We start from the raw sequence: 25,273 nt of genomic DNA on the forward strand, positions 1-25,273 counted from the left end.
TTTACCGTCGCCGCCGGCGTTGAGCAATGGAATTTTATTTCGATTATTGACTTCGTGCATTGCTTACCTGGCCGCGTTTTGTCCCGGAGGTCTTGCGCTGTTTGGCGAGATTCCCAGCCCGGGTGCTGTGTTCGGGTCCGCGACGATCGCCACCGGAAGTCCTTTGCTCGCAGCTGCTAAAGGAAAACCCACGCCAGCCATGACGAGTGACGTTTCAGGAGAGAGTGGAACGATGGCGCGGCGGCCCTGATCATCGCGGCGCGGCCTGAGTTCACCTAGGGCCGGCGCATTCCGGAATCGGCGTGACCGCCCTCCCCTCAGTGAACCAGTTGACCAGGTTCCGCGCCACTAACTCCCCCATCAGGTGTCGCGTGTGGATTGTCGACGATCCGACGTGAGGCAGCAGGCAAGCGTTCGGCAGGTCGAGCAATTCGGCCGGCACGCGCGGCTCATGCTCGAACACATCGAGCCCGGCCGCCAGAATCACACCGCTGCGCAGTGCGTGCGACAATGCGGCCTCATCGACTGTCGAGCCACGCCCGATATTGATCAACACACCGTTCGTGCCGAGCGCCGAGAGGATCTCCGCGTTAACGGCATGTTCCGTACCTGGTCCGCCCGGAACCACGCATACAAGCGTATCCACGCTGCGTGCCAGACCGAGCAGCGTCGGCTCCCAATGCCAGGAGACGTCAGGCACCGGCTTGCGATTGTGGTAGGATACAGCGACGCCGAAGGCGTCGAGACGCCGGGCAATTGCCTGGCCAATGCGCCCGAGCCCGTATATTCCGACCTTGCGCCCCCGTAATGTTCCCCGCGTCAATGGAAACGCACCCTGCAGCCAACGGCCCTCCCGCAGGAACGCCTCCGCTCGCGGCAGCTCCCGCAGCGTGTTGAGGAGCAGGCCAATTGCAGTATCGGCGACCTCCTCATTCAGGATGTCCGGCGTATGCGTAACGACGATGTTTTTCGCCAGTGCCGCGTCGACATCGACTTTGTCGTAGCCGACACCTAGGCTCGAAATGATTTCAAGCTGCGGCAGGGCCTCGATGAACGGAGCTCCGGCGCCCCCCATCACCGCGGCCCCTCGCGCCGCCCCAGCTATTTCGCGAGTCACTAAGCCGGCGTCAGGCCGAGGCAGGACGAAAAGGTCGAATTGCGGTTCGAGGATGGCCTTCACGCATTGAGGCAGCGCCCCAGCCACAATGAGAGCAGCCCGCCCGCCAGCCATTGATCCGCTTTCATTTCCCATAAGATCCATCCATCTAGGCGGCTTCAGCTCGCACCTGGGGAGGGGCTCGTGGCCAACTGCGCTGCCTTCGGGCAACATCGAAAGATAGGGTTAGCCTCGCCCGACAAACGGCATGCCGCTCGCCATCACAGTCATGAACAGGACATTTGCGTCAAGGCTCATACCTGCCATGTACGCCACCTCTCTCGCCACGTTACGGACGTCCATAACCGGCTCAGGTCGCATTTGACCGTCGGGCTGACGCACACCATTGGACATCCGTTGCGTCATATCCGTCTCGGCATTGCCGATGTCGATCTGTCCGCAAGCGATAGAATAGGCCCGCCCATCCAATGCGAGCGACCTGGTGAGCCCGCTGATAGCGTGCTTCGTTGTCGTGTAGGGCACGGAGCCCGGCCGCGGCGCGTGGGCCGAGATGGAGCCGTTATTGATGATCCTGCCACCCATTGGTCTCTGATTGCGCATGACGCGGAAAGCCTCTCGCGCGCACAAGAACGCTCCAGTTAGATTTACGGACACGATCCTCTCCCACGCATCAACAGGCACCTCGTCGATCATGGCATAGGGGTGGCTTGATCCAGCATTGTTGAAGAGCAGGTCGACCCGGCCGAAGGTCTCGACCGTCGCAGCGAACAGCTCCGCGACCTCGGCCGAATTCGACACATCGCAGGTCTTCGCAAGCGCCCGACTGGGAGACATGGCAGATTCCGCGATCGCGGCGCTCAGTCGATCAAGCCGCCGGCCGCAAAACGTGACGTTCCATTCCTCTGCGAGGAGAGCGTGCGCGACTGCCTTTCCGATCCCGGTTCCCGCGCCAGTGACAATTGCAGTGCCTCTTGCCATGACAGTTTCTCTACCGATTGCTCACGGGCGGCAGACGGTCCGGCATTTCCTCCTCGATGTAGATGCGAATGATCTCATCGAAGTTGGCCTCGGCAGTAAAGCCGAGATCCTTAGCACGCGTGGCCCGGTAACCCTTTGGCCATGTACTCACGATGCGCTCGATCGCGGGATCGATCTCGTCGCGCAGCAAGCGGAGATACTGAGGTCCGGCGACGCGCGCCATCGCCTCGATCTGTTCGCCGACGGTGCAGAAGACGCCAGGCATATTAAGGCTGCGTCGATGTCCGATGCGGTCGCTGTCGATTTCTGCTGCATGGATCAGGAACCCCACAGCCGATCGCGGACTGGCGCTGCTGTGCACAATGTCCCGTGATACCGGAACGACAGCCTCGACGCCGTTGAGCGGCTCCCGGATGATGCCGGAGTAAAACCCGGACGCAGCTTTGTTGGGCTTGCCCGGACGGATGCATATCGCAGGGAGGCGGATCGAAACGCCATCGATGAAGCCCTTACGGGTATAATCCTGGACAAGAGCTTCAACGATCAGTTTTTGCGAACCGTAGGAGGTCAGGGGCGTCGGCGCGAAGTCGTCGTCAATGAGGTCCGGTACCGGACCGCCGAAAACCGCACCCGAAGAGGAAAAGACGAAGCGCGGTCGATTGCCGTGAGCCCGCAACCCCTCCAAAAGCGCGAGTCCCCCTTGCAGATTGACGCGATAGCCAAGGTCGAAGTTCGTCTCGGCTTCGCCCGAAACGATACTCGCCAGATGGAACACGAAATCAGGCTTCGACGCGGCGAGACGTTCGGAAATTGCGGCGTCGGCTATATCGCCCTGGAACGTGCGAATCTCGACGCTCGGAGCGTCGGGCGGCGCGCAAGGAAAGGCGTCGAAAAGATCCATCGCCGTTACGGCACGGCCACCGACGCCCTGCTCGAGCAGCCGCTTCACTAACCTGCTTCCAAGCATGCCGGCCGCACCGGTTACGAGAACGCGCATTTTACCTCTCCGATTATGCCGAGTGGCCGTCCGCCAGCGCGAGAACTTTGCGGATGGCGACGAGAGAAGCAGGTTCGTCGAGAAGCAGCGGATGGGCGCGGCCCTGCACGTTCACGACCCAGGACGACGGCAGCGCCGCAGCCATCTTCTCGGCATGTTCGCGGGTCAGGAATTGTGAGTTCTCTCCCCGGCAAATCGCCACAGGTATATCACCGACCTTCACGAACTCATCCCATAAGCTCGGAGTCTCCGTCTTGACGCGCTCCCACTCCACATGAATTCCCGGGTCGAAGTCGCGCACCCATTTGCCGGGGGAGATTTCCCCGTAGACCAGCCGCGCGTACGTGCGCCAATCGTCGACACCGAAGTCGGGAAATCCCTTCTCGTTCGGTACCCGCAGTTTCTCCGCAGCTTCGTCGAGGCTGTACTCGTTGTGATCGGCAAGAGCGACCATCTTCTTGCCCAGCGGGTTGGAAGTCTCGGTTCCGGTATCGTTCGCGATAATGCCCCTGATGCGCCCTGGCCGGCTCGCCGCCATGCGCCAGGACATGAAAACGCCAATTGCCAGACCCGCCAACACCATTTGCTGGATCCCTAGAGCCTCGGTCAGCCTCCAAACGTCGTCGATGAGCGCGTCGAAGCGATAGTCAGCAGGGTTCGTTGATCGTCCGCCTCTTCCCCGCCCCCGCGTGTCGATGGTGATGACCCGCCTTTCGGCGGCAAACCGCGGTGCAACGCGATCGAAATCGCGCGCGGTGCGCATTAAGCCCGGGAGATAGACAAGGGGTACGGCGTCCGAATGCGTGCGGGGCGCGTAATCCTTATAGAAAACACTCATCCCACCGCCGACCTCGAAATGATTTTCCGTTACCGTGAATGATTGTTCCATTGCTTTCTGTCCCGTTCTGGCAGCGCGTCGCGAGCGCCAGCCATTGTCGCGCAATGAGGTTCAAAGCACGCGTCAGCACGATGGTTCCGGCGCGAGGCGACCGAAGCGTGGCTTCGGCAGTTCTCAAAGAAATCAGGTCGCGGAGCGACGCTCTTCGTCGGCAATGGCACGCTCGACAGCCTCGATGACCGGCTGCAGCTTGCCAATATCAAGCCCGCGCCCCATGTAGGCGATTGGATAATGCATGGCGTCTTGGGCCAAATTTCGTCTTCTCTGGACGAGCTTGGAATGAAGGTGTCGTAGGTTCTCGACGTGGTTGGGATGCTCTCCTCCTCCGCTCGCCTTGGCGTATTCGGCCTGATGGGCGAGAGTGTCGAGATCCTCGGGATTTGCCCTCTTCATTGCCATTTGTAAGTTCCGATCATCTTGAGTGTTAAAGGAGCGTCGACAGTAGGTCCGCCGAGTAGGTCTCTGGCTCGGTATCTCGTATACCGACGTCGGCGCGTTTCCATATCTGAGCGAGGGGTCCCGCTACGCCGAAGAACGGATCGTAATCGATCACCGGTATTTCACGCGCGCGCTGACATAGTTCGTAGTATTCATCCGGAAACCCCATCCGGAAATCGACAACACCAAAGCCCTCATGAAAACCGCCGGTGAGATCAAGGTCGTCGCTGAATTCGAAGCCGCAGTGCCCGACGCCAGCAGGAATGACGACGACGTCGCCTGCATTGAGCTGCGATTTTACACCATTGTGGCCGCCGAATTTTCCAATGTGCACTCCCTTGGTCACACAGATGAATTCGTGGGCCTCAGTGTGGAAGTGGTGTCGCGGCCACATTCCATCATGGGCGTGCCAAGCAGGTATCCACTTGTTCTGCCGCATGATGGCTTCCATCGTCGTGACATCCCAGCGGATAACATTCCGGTAAATTAGCAGCGGAAGCCGGGAATTCGGAACGCGCCCATTTCCTTCAAAGAAGTATTTTTCGATCGTCACCGTCATGGGAGCATGTCGCCTTCTTCAAAGATCACCAATCGTGCTGCCGAGGTCGGAAATGGCTTGCCCTGCAGGCATAGCACAAAGATCACCGACGCGGCAGGATCGAACTTTAATTCCAATTACACCTAGGAGCCGACGTGGACAAGCTCAAATGAAGCTGGGAACAAATATGTCACGGCAGGACCGGATCGTTGCCGTCCCATGTCAGGGCGGCCTGCTTGAGCCTCTCAGCGTGCGGGCTTCCTTCGGGCACAGCGATCAGTTCGACCAGGCCGAGCGGCCCCTCGAAGAACATCGTCTCGGTTCCAGTTGACGAGACATTCCGTTGCAACCGACGCATTCCCGCTGCGACGAGCCTGCGCTCATCGTTGATGATATTCGAAGTCCGCATCCCGACATGGTGCACGCCTCCAGAAACTGGCGCGTGATCGATGATGCTGGGGCCCTTTGAGTGCAACTGCATCAGCTCGATCTCGACCCCTTCCCGCCACGCAAGGGCGATGCTCAGATCGAACTCAGTGAACGCCCCCCGATATTCGCTCTCCACGAAACGGATGTGCGGGATTACGCGAAACGGGCCGACGCGCATGTGCCTGGCCCAGAACAGCACGGCCAGTTCGAGGTTATCCACCACATAGGCAATTTGCGAAATCGGAGGAAGAAACCCGTCCAGCGGCGGAGGCGTGCTCAGACTGCGGTCCAGTGTCGTCAATCTCGTTCTCCCTTGTCAATCTTGGGGACGTGCCACGAACGACTCAATGGATCTCCGGCTCCGCCGTCGGCGCATTACCGGTCAAGAAATCGAAGTCGCAGCCAAGATTCGCCTGTGTGACATGACGGCCGTACATAGCCCCGTAGCCCCGTTCATACTTGCGGCCAGGAGCGACCCAGGCCTGGCGGCGCGCCTCCATCTCCTCCGCTGATAGTAGAACGTCGATGCGCCGGCCATCGACATCGATCTCTATGATGTCGCCGTCGCGCAGCAGGCCGATCGGCCCCCCGACGAAAGACTCCGGCGCAACGTGCAGCACGCAGGCGCCGTAGCTCGTTCCGCTCATGCGGGCGTCGGAAATGCGGATCATGTCCCGTATGCCTTTTTCCAAAAGCTTCTTTGGAATCGGCAATTGCCCCCATTCCGGCATTCCGGGTCCGCCATTTGGGCCACTGTTTTGGAGCACAAGCACCGAATTTTCATCGACATCAAGACCCGGATCGTCGATGCGCGCAGTCATGTCGTTGTAGTCTTTGAAGACCAAGGCCGGGCCACGATGCTTCAGAAGCCTCCGCTCGGCGGCGGTACGCTTGATGACCGCCCCATCGGGAGCCAGGCTGCCCTTGAGGACGACCAGAGCACCGGCCGGCTCGACAGGGTTGTCGAGTGGCCTGATTACATCAGGCAGATAGACCTCGAATGGCGCGATCGCCTCACCCAGCGAGATCCCGCCGACGGTGCGTGTTGTCAAATCTAGGCGGTCTGCAAGCACCTTGAGCGCTGCCCCAACGCCCCCTGCAAAATGGAAATCCTCCATCAGGTATTTCCCCGAAGGGCGCACGTTCACGATGAACGGCGTCTCGGCGGAAAATTCGTCAAAGCGCTCCGGATCGAGCTTGATCCCCATTCGCCCGGCAAGTGCCACGACATGAATCACCGCGTTCGTGGAGCCGCCCATCGCGAGCGCAATCTTGATTGCATTGTCAAAGCTCGCCGGCGAGATGATGTCGGATGGTTTGAGGTCCTCCCAAACCATGTCGACGATCCGTCGCCCAGACGCAGACGCCATCCTGGTATGCGCCGCGTCGACCGCAGGGATAGTGGCGGCGCCAGGCAGCGACATGCCGAGCGTTTCGGTGATCGCAGCCATAGTCGAGGCGGTGCCCATCGTCATGCAGGTTCCGGGCGAGCGGGCGATGCCGCTCTCAATGCCCTCCTGCATCGATTTGTCCCCGCTGCCCGCGCGACGATCAGCCCAGAATTTCCAGATGTCACTTCCACTGCCGAGCCGCTCGCCCCGCCAGTTACCGCTAAGCATCGGTCCCGCAGGCACGAAGATCGTTGGCAGGTTCATGCTGAAAGCACCCATCAGCAGCCCCGGAACCGTCTTGTCGCACCCGCCCATGAGCACCACTCCATCCACCGGATTGGCACGCAGTTGCTCTTCGGCCTGCATCGAAAGGAGGTTTCGATAAAGCATGGTCGAAGGCTTCATGAACACCTCCCCGAGCGCCATCGCCGGCAGCTCGACCGGGAAGCCGCCGGCCTGGACGATGCCCCGCTTGACGTCGTCGACGCGAGTCTTGAAATGCGCGTGGCACGGGTTGAGGTCGCTCCATGTGTTTAGGATAGCTATGACGGGCTTGCCGTCGAAATCATCGCTCGCATAGCCCATCTGCTTCATCCGGGCGCGATGGCTAAGGGTCCGCATATCGTCCGGTCCAAACCAACGCGCGCTTCGCAGGTTAGAAGGATCACGTGCGGCCATGGGCACCTCCAATGGGATTAGTTCGCGCCAATCGTCACCCGATCGACAGCTCGATCACGAACGGCGCGTCGCTCTTGAAGCTCTGCTTCATCAGGTCACCGCAACGCTCCAGTGTGTCGGCGCGGGCTCCGTCAACACCCATGCCATTGGCGATCTTGATCCAGTCGATCTCAGGGTTGGACAGATCAAGCATGTTCATGGCTGTAGGCCCGGGTGTTGCGCCGACGCCCTGATATTCGTCGATGAGGATTTTGTACTTACGATTGGATAGGATGATGGTTGTTACCGGCAGCCGCTGACGGGCCTGCGTCCAAAGTGATTGCAGCGAGTACATTGCCGAACCATCCGCCTGCAATCCAATCACACGCCTGCCGCCCCCTGCGACCGCGGCCCCGGTGCCCACTGGCAGGCCATCGCCGATCGCACCACCCGTCAGGTGCAGCCACTCGTGAGCTGGCCCGGCGAAAGTCTCTTTGTAAAACCCGCGCCCGAAGGAAACGCTTTCGTCGGCCACGATTGAGTCGTCCGGCATCAGAGCCGCAACGGTGCGCGCAAGGCCCTCCGGAGTCACGGCGCCTCTCGCAGCCTCCGGCCGCGGGCCAGGATCGGGTATGCCGATCTTCGGTGCGTGCAAAATTGCTGCAAGTTGGGAGAGCGCATCCAGCGCCCTCTGGTCGTAGCGCGACAGATGATGGAAAATCGTCTCCGGATTGTGATGGATCGACGGCTTGCCCGGATAGCCGAAAAAGCCAACTGGCGGCCTCGCCCCAACCAATATGATATGGCTAAATCGCCAGAGCCCTCTCTTTGCCGCCTCCGCGGTGTAGCCGACACGGTCGAGCTGCAACCGTCCGCGGCCGCGCGAAATGCGGGCGCAGACATATTCCGCCAACAGCGAGGCGCCGGTGGCGTGGGCGACGCGGAAGGCAGCTTCCTGCGCATCGGCAAGGGTCGCGCGCGCGCCGAGCAGTATGAGCGTGTCCTTGCCGTGCTCGCGAAGAATCTTTGCAGCCGTGTGAAGAGCGTGCGGATCTACCTCGGTTGGCTCTTCATCCGGCAGCGGTTGTGAGGTCGCCCCGCCCTCGTCCCAGGAGGCATCCGACGGCAAGATCAGAGTCGCGACTCCGCCGCCGTATCGGCGAGCGATCTGCACAGCGCGCGCGCCGTCGCGTGCGACATCGCCGGACTTAGTGCAGGTGAAGACCCAATCTGAGCAGGCACGCGCGATCGCTTCTGTGTCCGTTGTCAAAGGCGCGTCGAATGACCTATGCCAAGTCGCCTGGTCGCCGACGACATTGACCATCCCGCTTCGCCCGCGGCGCGCATTATGGACGTTAGAGAAGCCATTGGCCAAACCGGGACCGCAGTGCAGAAGGCTCGCGGCGGGACGCTCGGCAATTCGATAATAGCCGTCGGCCATGCCTGTCACGACGTTTTCCTGAAGGCCAAGGATGCAGCGGATTCCGGGGATTTGATCAAGTGCGGCAACGAAATGCATTTCGCTCGTCCCAGGATTGGCGAAACAGGTGTCGATTCCGCAATCGATCATCGTATGAACAAGGCTTTGCGCGCCGTTCATGTTACCCTTTGCCGCTGCGGCCATGCACTGATCTCCTGTCTATATTCGTCTTGCTTCACCAAGTGCCATGATGAGGCAAAGGGTCTACCGGCAGTTGCGATGGCGAGCAGTTAGTCGGCCGTCATCTCGCGCGCTATGATGATCTGCTGTATCTGGGATGTCCCCTCATAAAGACGGAAAAGTCTGACATCCCTGTAAAAGTGCTCGACGGCCGACGCTTGCATGTAGCCGGCACCGCCGTGAACCTGCACCGCGCGATCGGCAACGCGGCCCACCATCTCCGAGCAGAAGAGCTTGGAGGCTGCGGTCTCTTTGATGACCCGCTCGCCGCTGTCATACCGCTTGGCCGTGTGCACCACCATGCAACGCCCCGCGTAAGTCTCGGTCAAGCTATCGGCGAGCATTGCCTGCACCAGCTGGTGTTCCGCGATTGGTTTGCCGAACTGGATACGCGTCCTTGCAAAGCCGCTCGCCTCATCGCACAGCCGCTCCGCAGCGCCCACACAAACGGCCGAGATATGAAGTCGCCCGCGAGTTAGCACCTTCATCGCCGTCTTAAAGCCGCGGCCTTCCACCCCGCCGATAACGGCGTCGGCAGGAACCCGACAGTCCTCCAGAATCACGTCGCAGGTCCGCGTGCCGCGCTGCCCCATTTTCCCATCCACCGAGCCCAGGGACAGACCGGGCGCGTCGCTCCGAACCAGAAAGGCGGTGACACCTCTCGGCCCAGGGCCGCCGGTGCGCGCCATTAGCGTGAAGACATCCGCAAGTGGCGCGTTTGTAATATAACGCTTCGTGCCATTCAGGACGTAATGATCGCCGTCGCGAACCGCACTGGTCTTGACCGAACCAGCGTCGGAGCCAACGTCCGGCTCGGTAAGCGCGAATGAACCTATAGCTTCTCCAGACGCGAGGCGAGGCAACCAGTAGGCCTTTTGGGCGTCCGTTCCGTCGACAATGATGCCCTGTGAGCCAATGCCATTATTCGTACCGATCACTGAGCGGAAAGCCGGCGACGCGTAGCCAAGTTCGAAGGCAAGGGCCACTTCTTCTTCCATGGTCAGACCCAGCCCGCCATACTCCTCCGGGATGGACAGACCAAACAGACCGAGTTCTCGCATCTCCTGGATGATAGTGGGCGGCACGGCGTTTGATGCCTCAACCTCGTTCTCGGCCGGGATCAGCCGATCCCGCACGAACCTTCGAACCGTTTCCACCAGACCACTGAGAAGTTGTTCGTCTCTTATCACAGCACTCTACCGCCAGACCCGGGGGATGCGCATTGCGCGATGCGAACGTCGTTGTGCCACATCAGACTGATGACATCAACACCAACGAAACTAAATTCCATTTTTGAACTGATCTGACCCAAGATCAGTCGCGATCGCACTTTCGGATGCGTGGTGCCTCCTCTTCGGACGCCGGGTAGCTCGCCAAGCCACGCTAAACGGCCGTTGTGGATTTATATTTCATTTCCTTATAGAGGTGACATTGGAATCGCCCCACACCCCAGCTGGAGCTTGAGGCATGAGAAAACGAACCAAGACACCCGACGAAGTGGCGGCGGACGACAGTGTGGCCGCAAGTTCTCTGGTGCGCGGACTTGATATCCTTCGGGCATTCAAGGCTACCGACTCGACGTTGGGCAACCAGGACTTGATCGACAGAACCGGGCTCGCCAAAGCCACCGTTTCCCGCCTCACTTACGCCTTGGTGAGTATGGGCTATCTGAACTACGACGAGGCCATGGGGCGCTACAGCATCGGTCCGTCGACCGTTTCGCTCGGTTATTCCGCCCTGAGCTCTTCACCGGTGGTACGCGTCGTGCAGCCTTTGTTGCGACGCCTCGCAGATAGGACCGGGGTAGCTGCAGCTTTGGGCACCCGAAACGGGCTGGAGATGATATACCTTGCAAATAGCCGCGCCTATGGACCAGTGACGTTGCAACTGAATGTCGGGTCGCAACTGCCCATCTGGCGCACCGCAATGGGTCTCGCCTACATCGCGGGGATGGTACCAGAACAGCGCAGCGATCTCATAAAGCAGTTGACCGCGAGCGAACCAAAGAGCCGCCGTGCGATACGGCAAGCCGTTGACGAAGCCATGGATATGTACCGAGAACGGGGTTATGTCTGCTCTTTCGGCGCTTGGTACAGCTACATTAATGCAGTCGGAGTACCATTCCGCCCTACCGACGGATCGCCTCTTGTAGCATTAACCTGCGGCGGCATATCCGACATTCTTTCCAGAGACGCCTGCCTCTCAACTGTCGGAAATGAGCTTGTCGCGGCGGCGCGACAGCTTCGTGAGCGTCTAGAGGATCCAACCCCTGGTCAAAGCAAATAGAATAGTTGGTCGCGCCGTGATGGCTCATCGCGGCGGCTTGCCGGTCTGCTGACCAGCTGTGCAGGACTGGTGGGCTTCCAGCGCCGCGAGCACTCCGTCTCGGCTGTACCCGCAGTCGCCTTATGGCGCCCCTCCCCTTGACCTGCTTCGCCACGACTGCAGCATTGGTTCGGGCCGCGGTGTGAAATGTTTCGGCGTGTGCGTGACCGGTTCGGCACGCGGCCTGGCATCATCGTCACCACAAAGGTGGATTTAATGGTGCGAGTTGCAATTTCCACCAACATAAGCGATTATCGAAATTAAGTTTCTTTTTTGAGTGGTGCGTTTCGTTGGGAGGCGTAGATAGTGTCGACGTTCGATACGGTCATTGTCGGAGCCGGAATTGGCGGGCTGACAGCAGCTGAAGCACTGCAGCGGGGTGGCCAGAAGGTTCTCGTGCTGGAGGCGACCAACCGGCCCGGCGGCCGCATCGTGAAGATAACGAGGAAGAACGGCGACTCGGCCGAAGCCGGGGCGCAAGGTATCCATTCCAACTATACTGAAATGCTCGGGATGCTCGACCGGTTCGGCATGAAAGGCGACCTACGGCCGTCCTTTGGCAAAGTCCAGTATCTCGACCATTCCGGCGCGCCCCGAATATCCGGCGGGAATTCGGACCTTGCAAAGATCGTCGGAACACGTGGAAGGCTCGACCTCGCCTACTTCTGGACGCGATACTTCACTTTTGCCAAGAAATTCCCCCAGTTCGAGGCGGTCAAGGACATTCCGCAATACGACAATGTCAGTGCCGCCGAAGAACTGCGCTGGGCCGGAAGAAATTTCACCGACTTCGTGCTGCGTCCAATGTCCTGGGCCATGGCAAATTCCACCCCGGATAAAATCGGCATGTACTACATCGTCAACGGGCTGCGCCTTCGGATGACGACGAAGATCATGAGCCTGTTGCATGGCAATGAATCTCTCCTGACCAAGCTCGCGAGCAGTGTGCCGGTGCAATATGGTGCGCCGGTCAAAACCGTGCTCACCACGGAGGGCGTGGTCGACGGCGTTGAGCTCGAGGACGGGACGGCCATCAAGGCGAACCACGTCATTTTGTCTTGCACCGCTGCGATCGCCGGCCAACTGCTCACGGAAGAGTTCGGTCAAGCAAAGCGGTTCCTGACGAACTACACGCACACGCCGCTCTCGCTTGTCTTCTTCTTCCTTGATCGGCCGCTTGGTAAGGAAGCCTATTCGTTTATGGGCCATCCTTTTCGCGATGCCATGTTCAATATGGCGCTGGATCATTCCAAGAAGACGCCCTTTCTCGCCCCCTCCGGCAAGGCGATCATTTCCGCTTGGCCGGCCTTCCCTAGGTCGGTAGATCTCATGAAGCGCACCGATGCCGAAATCATCGAACAGGCGCGAACAGACCTGGAGGGCTTTTTCCCCGGGTTTTCGTCTTGGATCGAAGAGGCTCGGGTCGTCCGCCACCATCGCGCCGCGGCACGCTATGAGCCAGGAATGTACCGCAAGGTGCTCGATTTCAAGAAGCAAGCCGACACGTTTCGCGGCGTTTCTTTCGCTGGGACGGATTACGACAGCATCCACATGGAAAGTGGCGTGCGCAGTGGGCAGCGCGCCGCCGCCCGCGCCCTGCGCGGCGCATGATCCCCGGGACCGGAAAATCAGCCGCCGGGAGGACTTGAGCTCACATGGCCGAAACGTTCGATACCGTCATCGTCGGCGCAGGCACCGCCGGCTGTGTCCTTGCCGACCGGCTTTCGCTCGATCAGGGTCGGCGCGTGCTGCTGCTGGAGGCGGGCAGATGGGACTGGAATCCGCTGATCCATATCCCATACGGCGCCCGCAAGATGTTCGACCATTCTATGTTCCAGTGGGGCGACATCTCTGATCCTGACCCGACCCTTGACGACCACCGCCAGAGCGTCCCCCACGGCAAGGTTATAGGCGGAACCGGTTCGCTGAACTTCATGGCTCATGTGAGGGGCCATCCAAACGATTACAGACGCTGGGTCGAACAGGGCGCCAAGGGGTGGAGCTACGGCGAGGTGCTCCCCTTCTTCAAGCAATGCGAGACCTGGGAAGGCGGCGAGAACGAGTGGCGTGGCGGCTCCGGCCCCCTCGGGGCGTCCAAAGCCAAATTTGTTGATCCGCTCCCTTGGGCTTGGTTCGCTGCAGCCAAGGAGCTCGGTCATCCACTGACTGACGATTACAATGGCCAACAGAACGAAGGCTTCGGCGCGATCCAGTACACTATCCGGAACGGTCGGCGCTCTTCACCGGCAAGGGCCTTCCTGCGGCCGGCGATGAGCCGCAGGAATCTCACCCTGCGGACCGGCGCGCACGTAACGAAGGTCATCTTCGAGGGACGGCGCGCCGTCGGTGTGGAATATGTCAAAAGCGGCCAGCGCCACGTCGTGCGGGCGTCGGAGCGCGTTGCATTGTGCCTCGGCGCGATCAACACGCCCCACCTCCTCCTGCTCTCCGGTGTCGGACCTGCCGATCATCTGCTGGCGTCCGGTATCGCGCCGCTTGCCGATCTGCCCGTCGGAAAGTCGCTTGAGGACCATCTGGCCTTCCCCTTGCTCTGGCGCCGCAAGCAGCCTGATCCGTTTCACAAGTCGCTGCGGCTCGATCGCATCGCTGTGAACATGCTGCGTGCCCACTTCCTTGGAACCGGCCCAGCCGCGCATTTGCCTGGCGCCATCATGGCTTTCCTTAAGTCCGAGGCAGGCCTCGCCCAGCCCGACATCCAACTTGTCATTTCGATGATCTCGCCGGAAGCCAATCTCTGGTACCCTTTCATCAACCGTCCCGGAACCGGCTCTTTCGGTTTGAAGGTCAATCTGCTCAGTCAGAGGAGCCGGGGCGAGGTGCTTTTGCGGTCCACAAATCCCTTGGAGCGCCCGCGCATCGTCTATAGGTCACTCGAGGCGCCGGAAGATCCGGCGACTATGCGCCGGGGCTATCATCTTGCCATGGCCCTCGGGGAGGCCACCGCAATGGCCCCAATGAGGGCGGAAACAATCCTTCCGCCCAAGCCTCTCAAGACCGATGATGAGATCGACGCTTTCGTCCGCGCCAATTCGTTCCAGCAGTACCACCCCGCCTGCACCTGTCGGATGGGCAATGACGAACGCAGCGTCCTGAATGCCGATCTGAGCGTCAAGGGGTTTGACGCACTCAATGTCGTCGATGCCTCGGCAATGCCTCACCTTATCGGCGGCAACCCGAATGTGGTGATCATGATGATGGCCGCGAGGGTGGCGGCTATGTGGCAGCACTGACAACTTTTCACCTCCCGCAACCGGGCCTGGGTCGACCAATAACCTCTATTCGAATGTTCCTGGAGTTAGGATGTCCGATATGCCGGTGAAGCTTGAACGCCGCGGTGCAATCGCTTTGGTGACGATCGACAATCCGCCCGTCAACGCGCTCGGGTTGGGCGTGCGTCAGCGGCTACTCGAGCTGGTTCCCGAGCTGCAAGCCGACGCAGCCGTTGCCGGGGTCGTGTTAACCGGAGCCGGATCGCTGTTCGTAGGGGGCGCCGATATCACGGAGTTCGATCGCCCGCCGCAATCGCCGCACCTTCCGGAGTTGCTGGAAAGGATTGAGCGTTCGGGCAAGCCTTGGTTGGCAGCGGTCAACGGGCTGGCGCTTGGGGGCGGCGCAGAACTGGCGCTGGCTTGCCACTACCGTCTGGTCTCGCCTAAGGCGCGGTTCGGGTTGCCTGAGATAAACCTCGGCATCATTCCGGGAGCAGGCGGTACGCAGCGTCTTCCGCGGCTGGTTGGTGTGGAGGCCGCTCTGCCAGTTATTGCGGAAAACGCTCAGATCGATGGTCAGCGCGCGGTCGAGCTGCACCTCGCCGCCGAGCTGGTCGAGGGTGACTTCCTCGCGGGTGCCATCGCGGCCGCGGCCGAGATGGCGATGCTCCCTTTGCCTTTTCCTGCAGCCGAGCTGTCAATCGCCGATCCCGGCGAGGATTTCTGGACTGAAGCCGCCGCCCGAATTCGCAAGTCTACCAAAGGCGCCAAGGCGCCTCTCGCGGCCCTCGAGTCGCTGCGCTTGGGCGTCCAGAAAGGCGTAGTGGAGGGGTTGAGGTTCGAGCGTGAGACATTTCTGCGCCTGCGTGGTTCGGACGAGGCGGCAGCCCTGCGCTATCTGTTCTTCGCCGAGCGATCTGCGTCCCGCTCAGCGTCGCTTGGCGGCGTCGAGCCGCGCCGTATCGACCTGGCCGGGGTCGTCGGTGGCGGAACGATGGGGGTAGGCATCGCCGCTGCACTCCTCAACGCTGGATTGACTGTCGTGATTTCCGAGCGGGATGCGGCGAGCCTGGAGCGCGCAAGGACGGCGCTGGAGGCTGTGTTCGCCGCCCAGGCCAAGCGCAAGATACACTCCGACCAGGAAGGCCGAGAGAGGTTGGCGCGTCTCAGCGGGACGATCGGTCTCGACGAACTGGCCGGCTGCGACTTGGTCATTGAGGCCGTCTTTGAAGACCTCGAAGTAAAGCGGGACGTGTTCGCCAGGCTCTCACAAATCTGCCGTGCCGATGCGATCTTGGCCACGAACACGTCTTATATCGATCCCCGGCTTATCGTGGCGGGATTTGGCAACCAGGAACGCTTCATCGGCTTACATTTCTTCAGCCCCGCGCAGGTCATGAAGCTGCTCGAAATCATCCCCCTGCCCCAAACCGCGGCGGACGTGAAGGCAACGGGGTTCGACCTGGCAAAACGGCTGGGGAAGGTCCCCGTCCGTGCCGGCATTTGCGACGGGTTCATCGGTAACCGCATCCTCAAGCGCTATCGCGGCGAGGCGGAGCAGATGGTGGCCGAGGGGGTTGATTTCGCGGCTATTGACGCCGCTCTTAGGGATTTCGGATACGCGATGGGTCCGTTTGAGATGCAGGATTTGGCGGGACTCGACATTTCGTTCATGAACCGCGAAGCGGCCCGCAGCAGGGGCGAGAACGTTCCGGAGACGCTTGGCGATATCTTGGTACGCGCAGGGCGCAAGGGGCAGAAGACCGGCGGTGGCTGGTACGATTATGAACCCGGCGAGCGCAAACCGCAGCCCTCACCCACGACGGCGCGCCTGCTCGCGTCCTTAGTGGGCGCACCGAAGCAGGTCGACCCTTGCGAGATCATCGACCGGTTGATTAAGGCGATGGCCGACGAGGGTCACAAGATCTTGGAAGAAGCGATCGCCGACAGTCCAGAAGCCATCGACCTCGTCGAGGTGCACGGCTACGGGTTCCCGCGGGGTAAGGGCGGCCCTATGTTCCTGTCGGCCCGCGACGCAATCTAAGCGACGCATCGGCCAAACCGACACGTGCAGTGTCTGAGAATGGAAAATTGAAATTTAATTTCATCTCTCATTGACGATCGGGAACCTGGCTGTCATTAGTACTCCCGCTGAATGTCCGCCGCGCTCTAGCCTAACCGTCTGCCAAAGCGCGTGCGTGTCGAACGCGAACGGGGCAAAGGCGCAACTCTGAGCAGTCACACAAAGTTTTGGGGACCGGGATGACCAGCTATCCTGACGTTAACCTTTACATCAACGGAACCTGGCGTCCGGCCGAAGGTAATCGCTGGATTCCGGTGACCGATCCCTCGACCAATCTTGAAATCGGACGTGTCGCGCATGCTTCCGAGCGCGATCTCGATGATGCGCTGGGTGCCGTAGAAGCCGGGTTCAAGGCTTGGGCTGCCACTTCGCCCTTCGAGCGCGCCAAACTCATGCGACGTGCTGCAGAAAATGTTCGTGCTGACGTCGAGGAGATCAGCCGGTGGATGACCCTGGAACAGGGCAAGCCGCTCTCGCAGTCTCGCCTCGAGACGTTGGCCGCTGCGGATATCATCGATTGGTTCGCGGGAGAAGCACAACGTACCTATGGCCAGGTTATTCCGGCCCGATCATCAGACGTTCTGCAGTTCACAATGAAAGTGCCGGTGGGCCCTGTGGCGGCGTTCACCCCCTGGAACTTCCCCCTGAATCAGATTATCCGCAAACTTTCAGCCGCCTTAGCCGCCGGGTGTTCAATTATTGTCAAGGCGCCGGTGGAAACTCCCGCTAGCCCGGGCGGTCTTATTCAGGCGTTCGCGCGCGCTGGCATTCCGGCGGGAGTAGTCAATCTCGTCAATGGCCGATCAACTGAAATCTCGCGCTACCTCATCCCCAGTCCGGTCATTCGCAAGATCAGCTTCACGGGATCAACACCCGTCGGGAAAGAGCTTGCTGCACTCGCAGGCCTGCACATGAAGCGCGCCACCATGGAGCTTGGTGGTCATGCCCCGGTAATCATCGCCAAGGACGCCGATCTGGACGACGCACTTTCGTCGTTGGTGCCGTTCAAGTTCCGCAATGCAGGACAGGTATGCATTTCACCGACGCGTTTTTTGGTGCAGGACGAGTTGGCCGACAGCTTCGCGGAGCGCTTCGGAGCTGCGGCGAAGAAAATCAAGGTCGGTAGTGGCCTTGATCCGGCAACCGAAATGGGTCCGCTCATCAACGAGAAGCGCGTAAACGCGATCGATGAGTTGGTTGCGGATGCTGTTAGACAAGGCGCCAAATTGGTGGTTGGCGGAACGCGGATCGGTAACCAGGGCTGTTTTTACGAACCGACAGTACTGGCCGACGTACCCACGTCGGCTCGAATTATGAACGAGGAACCTTTTGGACCGGTGGCGGTAATCAATCGATTCTCGGCGATCGACGAGGCTATCGCGGAGGCAAACCGACTTCCGTATGGGCTGGCTGCCTATGCCTATACTCGTGATACAGCGTTGGCGACCCGTCTCGCCAACGAAGTCGAAGCTGGCATGACCACGATCAACCACTTGGGCTTGGCGCTCCCTGAGGTTCCCTTTGGAGGCATCCAGGATTCTGGTTATGGCACTGAAGGAGGCTCTCAGGCCGTTGAACCGTATCTCGAGACCCGGTTCGTGACTCGGAAAGGGTGACGATCGCTCACAGGTCCGCGGAAAGAAGAGCACTGCAGACCCAGTTCTTGAGAGGGGTGACGGCCAGCGTTCGCTCCGCGGTCAGACGACCAAAGCTCCAAGGCAGTCCGATGTTGCTACCAGTTTCGGTTCTAAGGACAGCTTGCTGTCAGCAACTATTGCGACTTACCGAAAAAGACCTTTGCGAAAGCCCACGCGACCTTCGGTCGAAGCATAGATCGGACGAAGTTGCGCATATCCTCCCGAGACAGCTCGGTTGTCGCGTTATAGGAACCGATCCGGCACGTGATGACCGGGCGCTGTTCCCGAATCTCGACACCGCACAGAAGCATATCTAGCTTCATAGACGGCGCATTGATCTTCATCGGCGGAGCTCATGAGCTTTAATTGACATGGCACTTGTGGCTTGAGCGGATGGTGGGATGCGGACGCATTCAGTTCCCGTTCAGATACCGGCGAACTCGTTCCGCATCTGGATCCGAATGGCCACTGCCCAGAACCTGCCCAACGACCATCTTACCCGACAGACTGCCGGCGAAGAGCCCCTCCCCGTTGAAACCGAAATTTGCGACGACGTTCGGCATTCCGGCCATGGGCCTGATGATTGGCGCGAAGTTTTCCGTGATGTCGATCGGACCGGACCATACAGCTTCAAGCGAAACTCCCTTGAGTTGCGGAAAACGGCGCTGCATTTCCTCGTAGACACGTTCATACTCGATCGGGTCTGTGTCTGCCGCCCTGTCCACGGTGGATGGTGAAAACAAGCCCTTGGTTGGCATGCCGCCTCCAAAAAGCAGGCGATTTTTATAGGCCCTGGCATAATAGAACGTCATTCCGACGTCCTCGATGTAAGTGAATTCTTTCAGGCCAAGGCTCTGGAAAACGTCATCCTGCAACGGAACGGTCGCGACCACATAGGATTGACGCGGAAACAGGAGCTCATTGAATGGCTTCATGTGGTATGTGTAAGCATTAGTCGCAAGCACCACCTTGCTCGCCTTGATTGTGCCCCCGTCCGTTGTGGTCACAAAAACCCTGGACCCGTCATCATTGATATCGGAGACTTTCGTGGCTTCGTGGATCGCCACGCCCATGCCGCGAAGCTGGTCAGCGAGACCTCGCACAAGTTTAAAAGGCTGAACCGAGCGCCAAGCCGTGAGCACCATTCCGCCATATATCTCATAAGGTACCGGAAGGGCCTGCCGAACTTCATCGCCGCTCAAGAGCTTGTTTGGAGTGCCACGCTGGTGGAGTAGCTCCGATTCATGCTGCAACGTCTGCCAGGCTTCGGCGTCGAGAGCGTGCATGAGGATTGGTTCGTCACGATACTCACACTCGACTGCGCCGTCCGCGATGCGCTTCTCGAATTCGTCGCGGCTCCTAAGGAAGTACCTAGCCGCAAAACGTTCCTCCTCGAGATCGAAGCCGGTGATAAACGAGGTACGCAGTTCACGCATTCCGGTCGTCACCCCACCGAAATTGCGACCGCTTGGACCGAAGCCAACATATTCGGCCTCCACAACTGCGATGTTCAGGTCGGGTGCCGCCTTCTTGAGGTAGTAAGCGGAAGAGATGCCGGCAAATCCCGCGCCGACGACTAAGATATCCACGCTGATGTCGCTATCACCAAGCGGATTGGTCGGCTCGAAATCACCAGTAGCCCAGAAGCTCACCTGGTATGGAAAGTTCGTCACGGGGGTTCATCGTCCAGAGTGGTTGACGCACTGTTGGATTATGCCAGGGCGACTAGATCGTCAAGCGAGGCGTTTCAAAAATGGAACTTTGTTTTGTTATTGAAGTCACGGGAATTTGCGTACGAGCGGTCGCGATCAGACATGCGGAGCCCGTCCAAGCTCTCCCGGGCCCATGCTGTAGCCGCAACGTCACGGGGAACGCAACTAAGTCTGTTTCAAACTCGTTGGGGCCATATAAACAGTTGCATCTTTCATGGATTTCTGGAACTAAATTCCACTTCATGTCGTAGGTGAGGCCTTCCGAGTGTCCGGTTTCGATACCATCGTCGTTGGTTCAGGGATTGCTGGTCTAACCGCCGCAATCAAATTGCAGCGCGCGGGGCAAAAGGTTCTCGTGTTGGAAGCTACTGAACGACCGGGCGGCCGCATCACCCGTATCATCCGCAGAAATGGTGACCGAGCAGAGGCTGGAGCGCAAGGCCTCCATTCAAACTATACGGAGATGCTGGGCCTCATTGCCAACTATGGAATGACCGGGGATGTCATGCCCACAGGCCGCAAGTTGCAATATCTGGATCGCCGAGGGCGCCCACGCATATCAGGCAGCAACATGGATCTCGCTCGAATCATCGGCGTTCGTGGCAGCTTGGATCTCGCTCGATTCTGGACCCAATACTTCACCTACGCAAAGCCCTTTTCTCAGTTTGAGCTCAGTGCGGATATCCCGGAATACGATAATGTCAGCGCCGCCGAGGAGCTGCGCTGGGCCGGACGGAATTTCACCGATTTCGTGCTGCGACCGATGTCTTGGGCCATGGCGAATTCCAAACCCGACAAGATCAGCATGTACTACATCGTCAACGGGCTGCGCCTTCGGATGACGACCAAAATTCTAGGGCTGCGGGGAGGCATTGCGTCGCTTCCGCAGCGCATGGCGCAGGACTTGCGGATTGAATACGGAAGCCGCGTCCAGTCTGTTCTGACAACCTCAGGGTCGGTCGACGGCGTCCTCCTCGAGGACGGCAGGGCCTTGAAAGCAAAGCACGTGATCTTGGCATGCACGGCCGGAGGAGCGGGTTCCGCTTTGCCGGAGGAATTTCAGTATCAAAAGAGTTTCCTATCTAATTTCACGCACACGCCGATGCCACTGGTTTTCTTCTTCTTGGACCGACCAGTGAAAAGTGAGGCCTACGCCTATATGGGCCATGGGTATCGCGAGGCGACCTTCAACATGGCGGTGAATCACGCTGCTAAGACGCCCTATCTTGTGCCGAGCGGCAAAGGCCTCATCTCAGCGTGGCCGGCATTTCCTGCAGTCGTCGAGCTGTTTGGCCGCTCCGACACCGAGTTGATCGAACTGGCGAGGAAAGACCTGGAGGATTTCTTCCCCGAATTCCCGGCCGCGATCGAAGAGGCGCAGGTGGTTCGGCACCACTGGGGCCTCGCCCGTTATGAACCTGGAATGCACCGCAAGGTGCTGGATTTTAAAGCAAGCGCGGAACGGCTGAGAGGGGTCTCTTTCGCCGGTACCGACTACGACAGCATTCACATGGAAAGTGGCATCCGCAGCGGCCAGCGGGCCGCTGACCGAGCTCTGCGAGGCGCTTAGCTCACCCGCTCAGGGAAAGCTTCCCTCCCCTGCCACAATCGTACAACCGGGTGCAGGACACGTTAGTCGCATCGTCCGTCCAATTTGCAGTCCGTAACCCGCCAGCTGCTGGATATGGGTTGCCTGCCTCATTGGGGTTGCTCACAACACATCAGACAGTCGCTGGCCATTCCTGTTCGAGCTGGCCTGCAGGACCACTCCGCAGGGTACGAGTCGTAGGCGACACGTGTCTTCGCTTCAGCGTCACAGGGGCGATCGACTGGAGCCCGGGCGTCACAGCTGGTGCGACAACCGCTGCCCGCGTGGCGGGTCTCCATCAAGCAGTCCTTCTCCCCTAAGTGGGCATCTGTTTCCAAAGGTCGACAGCACGCGCGGCCATCATAATGATCACAATGTTGGGATTGCCAGAAATGAGACGGGGCATGGCAGAGGCATCAACTACGAACAGGTTGGCCGTTCCGCGGACCTTCAATTCATTCGTAAGGACAGCTTGACTGTCACCTCCCATCGCGCACGTGCTGGCTGGATGATACTGCTGAATTGCCGTGGATCGAATGAAGCTGTCGATGTCCTTGTCCTGCTCAAGCACCCGGTTAGGGTTTCTCGGGGCTTTTCTAAAGGCTGCCAGCGCTGGGGAGTTACCAAGATCTTGGGCGATCCTGAAGCCCGCTCGCAGCACCTTTAAATCGTGATCATCCGAAAGCGAATTGTAGACGATCTGAGGCCGAGTACGGAAATCGGCAGAAGCGAGTTTGACCTCTCCCCTGCTCCGTTGCGATGTCAGTTGGACCTTGACGGCAAACCCAGCCTGTGTCCGCACATTTTGGAACGGCAGCCAAACATTCGCACTAGGGCTAATGAACGGAATGAGAAACTGAAGATCGGGCGCGACAAGGTCGGGGGATGATCGAATGAAGCCGCCAATCGACCCTGGGAGATGCGCCGCAGGCCCTGTGCGAAACAGGTATGCCCGCATCATATTGATGGCTATTCGATCGAGCCTAAGCGATGCGTGAAACGGATCGAGGTCGCGCCTTTCCCATTCTAGGAAGTAGCCGAGATGATCCTCCAGATTCTTGCCAACCGGGAGATCGAGAACCGGATCGATCCCAACCTCCTTCAAATGATTGGCGGGCCCGACCCCGGACAGCATAAGGACTTGCGGGGTATTGATCGCCCCCATCGAGAGAACGAGGCGGTCGGAACATAATGCTTGCACATTCCGGCCGGCCCGCATGTATTCCACGCCCACAGCCCGCCGCCCGTCGAACAACACTCGAGTGACGGTAGCCCGTTTTATCAACCGCAAGTTTGGACGGGATAGCGCCGGTTTCAGGTATGCCGAGGCAGCAGAACTTCTGCGACCGTGATCTACAGAGTATTGCATTGGACCGAAACCCTCAGGGCTCTCTCCATTGTAGTCGGTCGTTCTGCCCTGGCCGGAGGCGTCGATTGCCGCGAACCAGCTTTGTGCGATGGGGTCACGCAATGCCGACGGCTCCACGCTGACGTGTCCTTCGGCTCCACGCCACGCATCCGCCCCGAGTAGCCAGCGCTCGCTTCGACGGAAAAATGGCAGCACGGCCTCGTAGCTCCAGCTCGTTGCGCCGCACCTAACCCAGTTGGCGTAGTCGTGGGGGTGCCCGCGCACATGCGCCATGAAGTTGATCGAAGAGGTTCCACCTATGAGCTTGCCGTGCGGCACCTGTTGCCGACGCCCTCAAGCCCGGATCCGGTTCTGACTGGTCGTTCCATTGATACCAACCCCAGTCGAGCAGCTTGCGTGCGCCAAGGGGAACTGACACCAGCGGGTTCCAATCGCTCCCACCGGCCTCAAGAAGCAGCACTCTGGTGCCGGGATTCTCGGAGAGCAAGTTTGCAAGCACGCAACCGGCCGAGCCAGCGCCAGCGACTATAATGTCGTATGTTTCGTTTATGACGGCATCCTCCGAAGGCCATTTAACAGCAGCCAGTCATGGCCGCAGTAGAATGGGCGATTAACACCATCGATGCGGTTGTAGCTGGTGACGCCCCGCGATCTGCCTCACTGCATCCGACAGCGCCCTGACTGCAGGTAGTCTCACGCTATCAGCACTCCAAATACGAGGCCGATCGAAGTGCCGGACGCTGTCGCAGCATCACAATCGCTCGAGAATTTATAGAATTATATTCCGAAAACGGTTGCCACGATCTCGCGCTTGTGGCAAGCATTAGGTGCTGCACAATAACGAAACAGAACGCAGCGGGGTCGCAACAATGGGATCGAGTTCCAGACAATCCTGCCGCGGCGCGCGATCAATGACGGTCGGTTTAATCTAGAAGCCGATCGTTGTGGTTCCACCGCCAGTCGATGCCAACCCGGTCCGACCAGTCCACGAAAGCTGCGCGAGGGCAAAGTGCCGATCAGCGAGCAAACGGAATGAACTCAACAGAGGATGGAGCAACAATGAAGAACCTAATCGTAAACAGACGCAGCGTACTCAAAGGCGCGGCAGCGACGGGCGCGTTTCTCGCCGCCCCCGCTATCATTTCTTCCAAAGCGCTGGCGTCCTCAGGTGAGCTCAATCTTCTCACCTATGCCGGTTTTCCCCTGCACAAGGACGTCTTTGACGCGTTCAAGGCAGACACCGGCATCACGGTGAATGAAATCGGCCAACCTGACTCCGACAGCATCCTCGCGCAGGCGAAGCTGGCCAACCCCGGCGAACTGGACCTGGTCGAGGCCACCATAACCAATCTGCCGGTCTATCCCGCCAGTGGGATCGTGCAGCCGCTCGATCCTGCCAAATTGGAACTCACCAACACTTCCAAAGGCATGCCCGGGACTGTCGAAGGCGATAGCGCCTATGTGGGCGGCAAGCTCTACTATATGTCGGCGCTATGGGGCGGCGAGGGCATGGCTTACGCGAGCGACGTCGAGGACCATGAATTCGGTTCGGCAAGCCTTGCAGATCTTTTCGACCCGAAGTTCGAAGGCCAGGTCACCCTGCGGCCCTACTCCGGCCTTGCAGCGCTGGGTCGGGTGATGGAAGCTGAGGGCAAGTTGCCCAAACCCTATCTCGACGCCTACAAGGATGAGGCCTCGATGAGGGCTATATACGACGTCATCCTCGCAGAAGCGGTCAAGCACAAAAAGAACGTCGCGCAGTTCTGGACGAACGACAACGAGGGCATCGGCGCCTTCGCCACCAACGGCTGCCGGGTGGGTCTGGTTTGGGAGTCGATCGGACGTTCGCTTGCCGACCAAGGCACCAACGTACGCTGGGTCACTCCGAAGGAGGGGGCTTTCGGATGGAACCAAGGCTACGTCCTTAGCAAGAGCGCCAAGAATGTCGACCAGGCCTACGAGTATCTAAGGTGGATTTCCCGGCCGAAAAACGGTGTGCGCTGGGGCGTTGCGAACCAAGGACTTTCTAGCGCCGCTGGATCGATCGACCTGCTAACGGGTCCGTTCAAGGACTTCAGCGTCAAGGCCTACCCGCCAGAGGCAGTTGCCAAGATGTGGTGGTGGCCGGCTCAGGAGCCCTGGTTCATCAAACTGCGCGGCGAATATTCTGATCGCTTCCGTTCCGCCTGAAAGACGGCATGATGAGCTATTGGGCACCCAACTCCA

At 59.5% G+C, this 25,273-nt stretch carries 19 protein-coding genes; 7 read left to right on the top strand and 12 right to left on the bottom strand.

The genetic code is table 11. The features are described 5' to 3' along the window. Window positions 1–271: 271 nt before the first annotated feature. The 10 genes from EN738_RS00270 to EN738_RS00315 all read right to left on the bottom strand — a co-directional run bounded on the left by EN738_RS00270 (window position 272) and on the right by EN738_RS00315 (window position 10,293). A complete protein-coding gene (locus EN738_RS00270) occupies window positions 272–1,231 on the bottom strand; it encodes a 2-hydroxyacid dehydrogenase (RefSeq protein WP_127281986.1) in 960 nt (319 codons plus the stop codon). 111 nt (window positions 1,232–1,342) lie between these two features. After that, on the bottom strand, window positions 1,343–2,095 hold the full coding sequence (locus EN738_RS00275) for an SDR family oxidoreductase (RefSeq protein WP_127281944.1): 753 nt from the start codon (window positions 2,093–2,095) through the stop codon (window positions 1,343–1,345). Window positions 2,096–2,105: 10 nt separating this feature from the next. Then, window positions 2,106–3,092 (bottom strand): D-erythronate dehydrogenase, encoded by a 987-nt coding sequence (gene denD / locus EN738_RS00280; protein WP_127281945.1) that lies wholly within the window; start codon window positions 3,090–3,092, stop codon window positions 2,106–2,108. Between the two features lie 13 nt (window positions 3,093–3,105). Continuing rightward, a complete protein-coding gene (locus EN738_RS00285; protein WP_127281946.1) occupies window positions 3,106–3,981 on the bottom strand; it encodes an alpha/beta hydrolase in 876 nt (291 codons plus the stop codon). Between the two features lie 132 nt (window positions 3,982–4,113). Continuing rightward, a complete protein-coding gene (locus tag EN738_RS00290; RefSeq protein ID WP_127281947.1) occupies window positions 4,114–4,389 on the bottom strand; it encodes a hypothetical protein in 276 nt (91 codons plus the stop codon). A gap of 25 nt (window positions 4,390–4,414) precedes the next feature. Next, a complete protein-coding gene (locus EN738_RS00295; RefSeq protein ID WP_127281948.1) occupies window positions 4,415–4,987 on the bottom strand; it encodes a cupin domain-containing protein in 573 nt (190 codons plus the stop codon). A 169-nt stretch (window positions 4,988–5,156) separates the two neighbouring features. Then, on the bottom strand, window positions 5,157–5,696 hold the full coding sequence (locus EN738_RS00300) for a VOC family protein (RefSeq protein ID WP_127281949.1): 540 nt from the start codon (window positions 5,694–5,696) through the stop codon (window positions 5,157–5,159). A gap of 43 nt (window positions 5,697–5,739) precedes the next feature. Next, window positions 5,740–7,464, bottom strand: a complete 1,725-nt coding sequence (araD, locus tag EN738_RS00305; RefSeq protein WP_127281950.1) for an L-arabinonate dehydratase — start codon at window positions 7,462–7,464, stop codon at window positions 5,740–5,742. A 34-nt stretch (window positions 7,465–7,498) separates the two neighbouring features. Further along, window positions 7,499–9,067: an acetolactate synthase large subunit gene (locus EN738_RS00310; RefSeq protein WP_245494265.1), complete on the bottom strand. Its 1,569-nt coding sequence runs from the start codon at window positions 9,065–9,067 to the stop codon at window positions 7,499–7,501. 86 nt (window positions 9,068–9,153) lie between these two features. Then, on the bottom strand, window positions 9,154–10,293 hold the full coding sequence (locus tag EN738_RS00315) for an acyl-CoA dehydrogenase family protein (protein WP_127281951.1): 1,140 nt from the start codon (window positions 10,291–10,293) through the stop codon (window positions 9,154–9,156). A 277-nt stretch (window positions 10,294–10,570) separates the two neighbouring features. Between EN738_RS00315 and EN738_RS00320 the strand changes: the two genes are divergently transcribed. The 5 genes from EN738_RS00320 (at window position 10,571) to EN738_RS00340 (ending at window position 18,357) form a co-directional block, all read left to right on the top strand. Next, entirely contained in the window at window positions 10,571–11,389 is an 819-nt protein-coding gene (locus EN738_RS00320; RefSeq protein WP_127281952.1) for an IclR family transcriptional regulator, read from the top strand. A gap of 345 nt (window positions 11,390–11,734) precedes the next feature. Further along, entirely contained in the window at window positions 11,735–13,039 is a 1,305-nt protein-coding gene (locus tag EN738_RS00325) for an FAD-dependent oxidoreductase (protein WP_189605677.1), read from the top strand. A gap of 44 nt (window positions 13,040–13,083) precedes the next feature. Continuing rightward, entirely contained in the window at window positions 13,084–14,679 is a 1,596-nt protein-coding gene (locus EN738_RS00330; protein WP_127281954.1) for a GMC family oxidoreductase N-terminal domain-containing protein, read from the top strand. A gap of 70 nt (window positions 14,680–14,749) precedes the next feature. Beyond that, complete coding sequence (locus tag EN738_RS00335) at window positions 14,750–16,702, top strand: 3-hydroxyacyl-CoA dehydrogenase NAD-binding domain-containing protein (protein ID WP_245494266.1); 1,953 nt, start codon at window positions 14,750–14,752, stop codon at window positions 16,700–16,702. Window positions 16,703–16,920: 218 nt separating this feature from the next. Further along, a complete protein-coding gene (locus tag EN738_RS00340; protein WP_127281955.1) occupies window positions 16,921–18,357 on the top strand; it encodes an NAD-dependent succinate-semialdehyde dehydrogenase in 1,437 nt (478 codons plus the stop codon). A gap of 434 nt (window positions 18,358–18,791) precedes the next feature. On the opposite strand, the gene EN738_RS00345 is transcribed toward EN738_RS00340, so the two are convergent. Next, window positions 18,792–20,051 carry an FAD-dependent oxidoreductase gene (locus tag EN738_RS00345; protein WP_127281956.1) on the bottom strand — a complete coding sequence of 420 codons (1,260 nt, stop codon included), beginning with the start codon at window positions 20,049–20,051 and terminating at the stop codon, window positions 18,792–18,794. Between the two features lie 304 nt (window positions 20,052–20,355). On the opposite strand from EN738_RS00345, the gene EN738_RS00350 reads away from it, so the two are divergent. After that, a complete protein-coding gene (locus tag EN738_RS00350) occupies window positions 20,356–21,660 on the top strand; it encodes an NAD(P)/FAD-dependent oxidoreductase (protein ID WP_189605679.1) in 1,305 nt (434 codons plus the stop codon). Window positions 21,661–21,994: 334 nt separating this feature from the next. Here EN738_RS00350 and EN738_RS36730 read toward each other — a convergent pair whose 3' ends face one another. Continuing rightward, window positions 21,995–23,365 carry a GMC family oxidoreductase N-terminal domain-containing protein gene (locus EN738_RS36730; protein WP_127281958.1) on the bottom strand — a complete coding sequence of 457 codons (1,371 nt, stop codon included), beginning with the start codon at window positions 23,363–23,365 and terminating at the stop codon, window positions 21,995–21,997. A gap of 741 nt (window positions 23,366–24,106) precedes the next feature. Between EN738_RS36730 and EN738_RS00365 the strand changes: the two genes are divergently transcribed. Continuing rightward, a complete protein-coding gene (locus tag EN738_RS00365) occupies window positions 24,107–25,237 on the top strand; it encodes an extracellular solute-binding protein (protein WP_189605683.1) in 1,131 nt (376 codons plus the stop codon). Window positions 25,238–25,273 lie beyond the last annotated feature (36 nt).

Origin of the sequence: Mesorhizobium sp. M4B.F.Ca.ET.017.02.2.1 (assembly GCF_003998955.1) — a bacterium.
Taxonomy (GTDB): Bacteria; Pseudomonadota; Alphaproteobacteria; order Rhizobiales; family Rhizobiaceae; genus Mesorhizobium; species Mesorhizobium abyssinicae.

What these genes read in the sequence shown, in the direction of transcription:
- EN738_RS00275 (WP_127281944.1), bottom strand. Translation starts at nt 2,095, where the DNA reads ATGGCAAGAGGCACTGCAATTGTCACTGGCGCGGGAACCGGGATCGGA.
- EN738_RS00330 (WP_127281954.1), top strand. Translation starts at nt 13,084, where the DNA reads ATGGCCGAAACGTTCGATACCGTCATCGTCGGCGCAGGCACCGCCGGC.
- denD (WP_127281945.1), bottom strand. Translation starts at nt 3,092, where the DNA reads ATGCGCGTTCTCGTAACCGGTGCGGCCGGCATGCTTGGAAGCAGGTTA.
- EN738_RS00365 (WP_189605683.1), top strand. Translation starts at nt 24,107, where the DNA reads ATGAAGAACCTAATCGTAAACAGACGCAGCGTACTCAAAGGCGCGGCA.
- EN738_RS00290 (WP_127281947.1), bottom strand. Translation starts at nt 4,389, where the DNA reads ATGGCAATGAAGAGGGCAAATCCCGAGGATCTCGACACTCTCGCCCAT.
- EN738_RS00285 (WP_127281946.1), bottom strand. Translation starts at nt 3,981, where the DNA reads ATGGAACAATCATTCACGGTAACGGAAAATCATTTCGAGGTCGGCGGT.
- araD (WP_127281950.1), bottom strand. Translation starts at nt 7,464, where the DNA reads ATGGCCGCACGTGATCCTTCTAACCTGCGAAGCGCGCGTTGGTTTGGA.
- EN738_RS00270 (WP_127281986.1), bottom strand. Translation starts at nt 1,231, where the DNA reads ATGGCTGGCGGGCGGGCTGCTCTCATTGTGGCTGGGGCGCTGCCTCAA.
- EN738_RS00340 (WP_127281955.1), top strand. Translation starts at nt 16,921, where the DNA reads ATGACCAGCTATCCTGACGTTAACCTTTACATCAACGGAACCTGGCGT.
- EN738_RS00320 (WP_127281952.1), top strand. Translation starts at nt 10,571, where the DNA reads ATGAGAAAACGAACCAAGACACCCGACGAAGTGGCGGCGGACGACAGT.
- EN738_RS00310 (WP_245494265.1), bottom strand. Translation starts at nt 9,067, where the DNA reads ATGGCCGCAGCGGCAAAGGGTAACATGAACGGCGCGCAAAGCCTTGTT.
- EN738_RS00295 (WP_127281948.1), bottom strand. Translation starts at nt 4,987, where the DNA reads ATGACGGTGACGATCGAAAAATACTTCTTTGAAGGAAATGGGCGCGTT.
- EN738_RS00335 (WP_245494266.1), top strand. Translation starts at nt 14,750, where the DNA reads ATGTCCGATATGCCGGTGAAGCTTGAACGCCGCGGTGCAATCGCTTTG.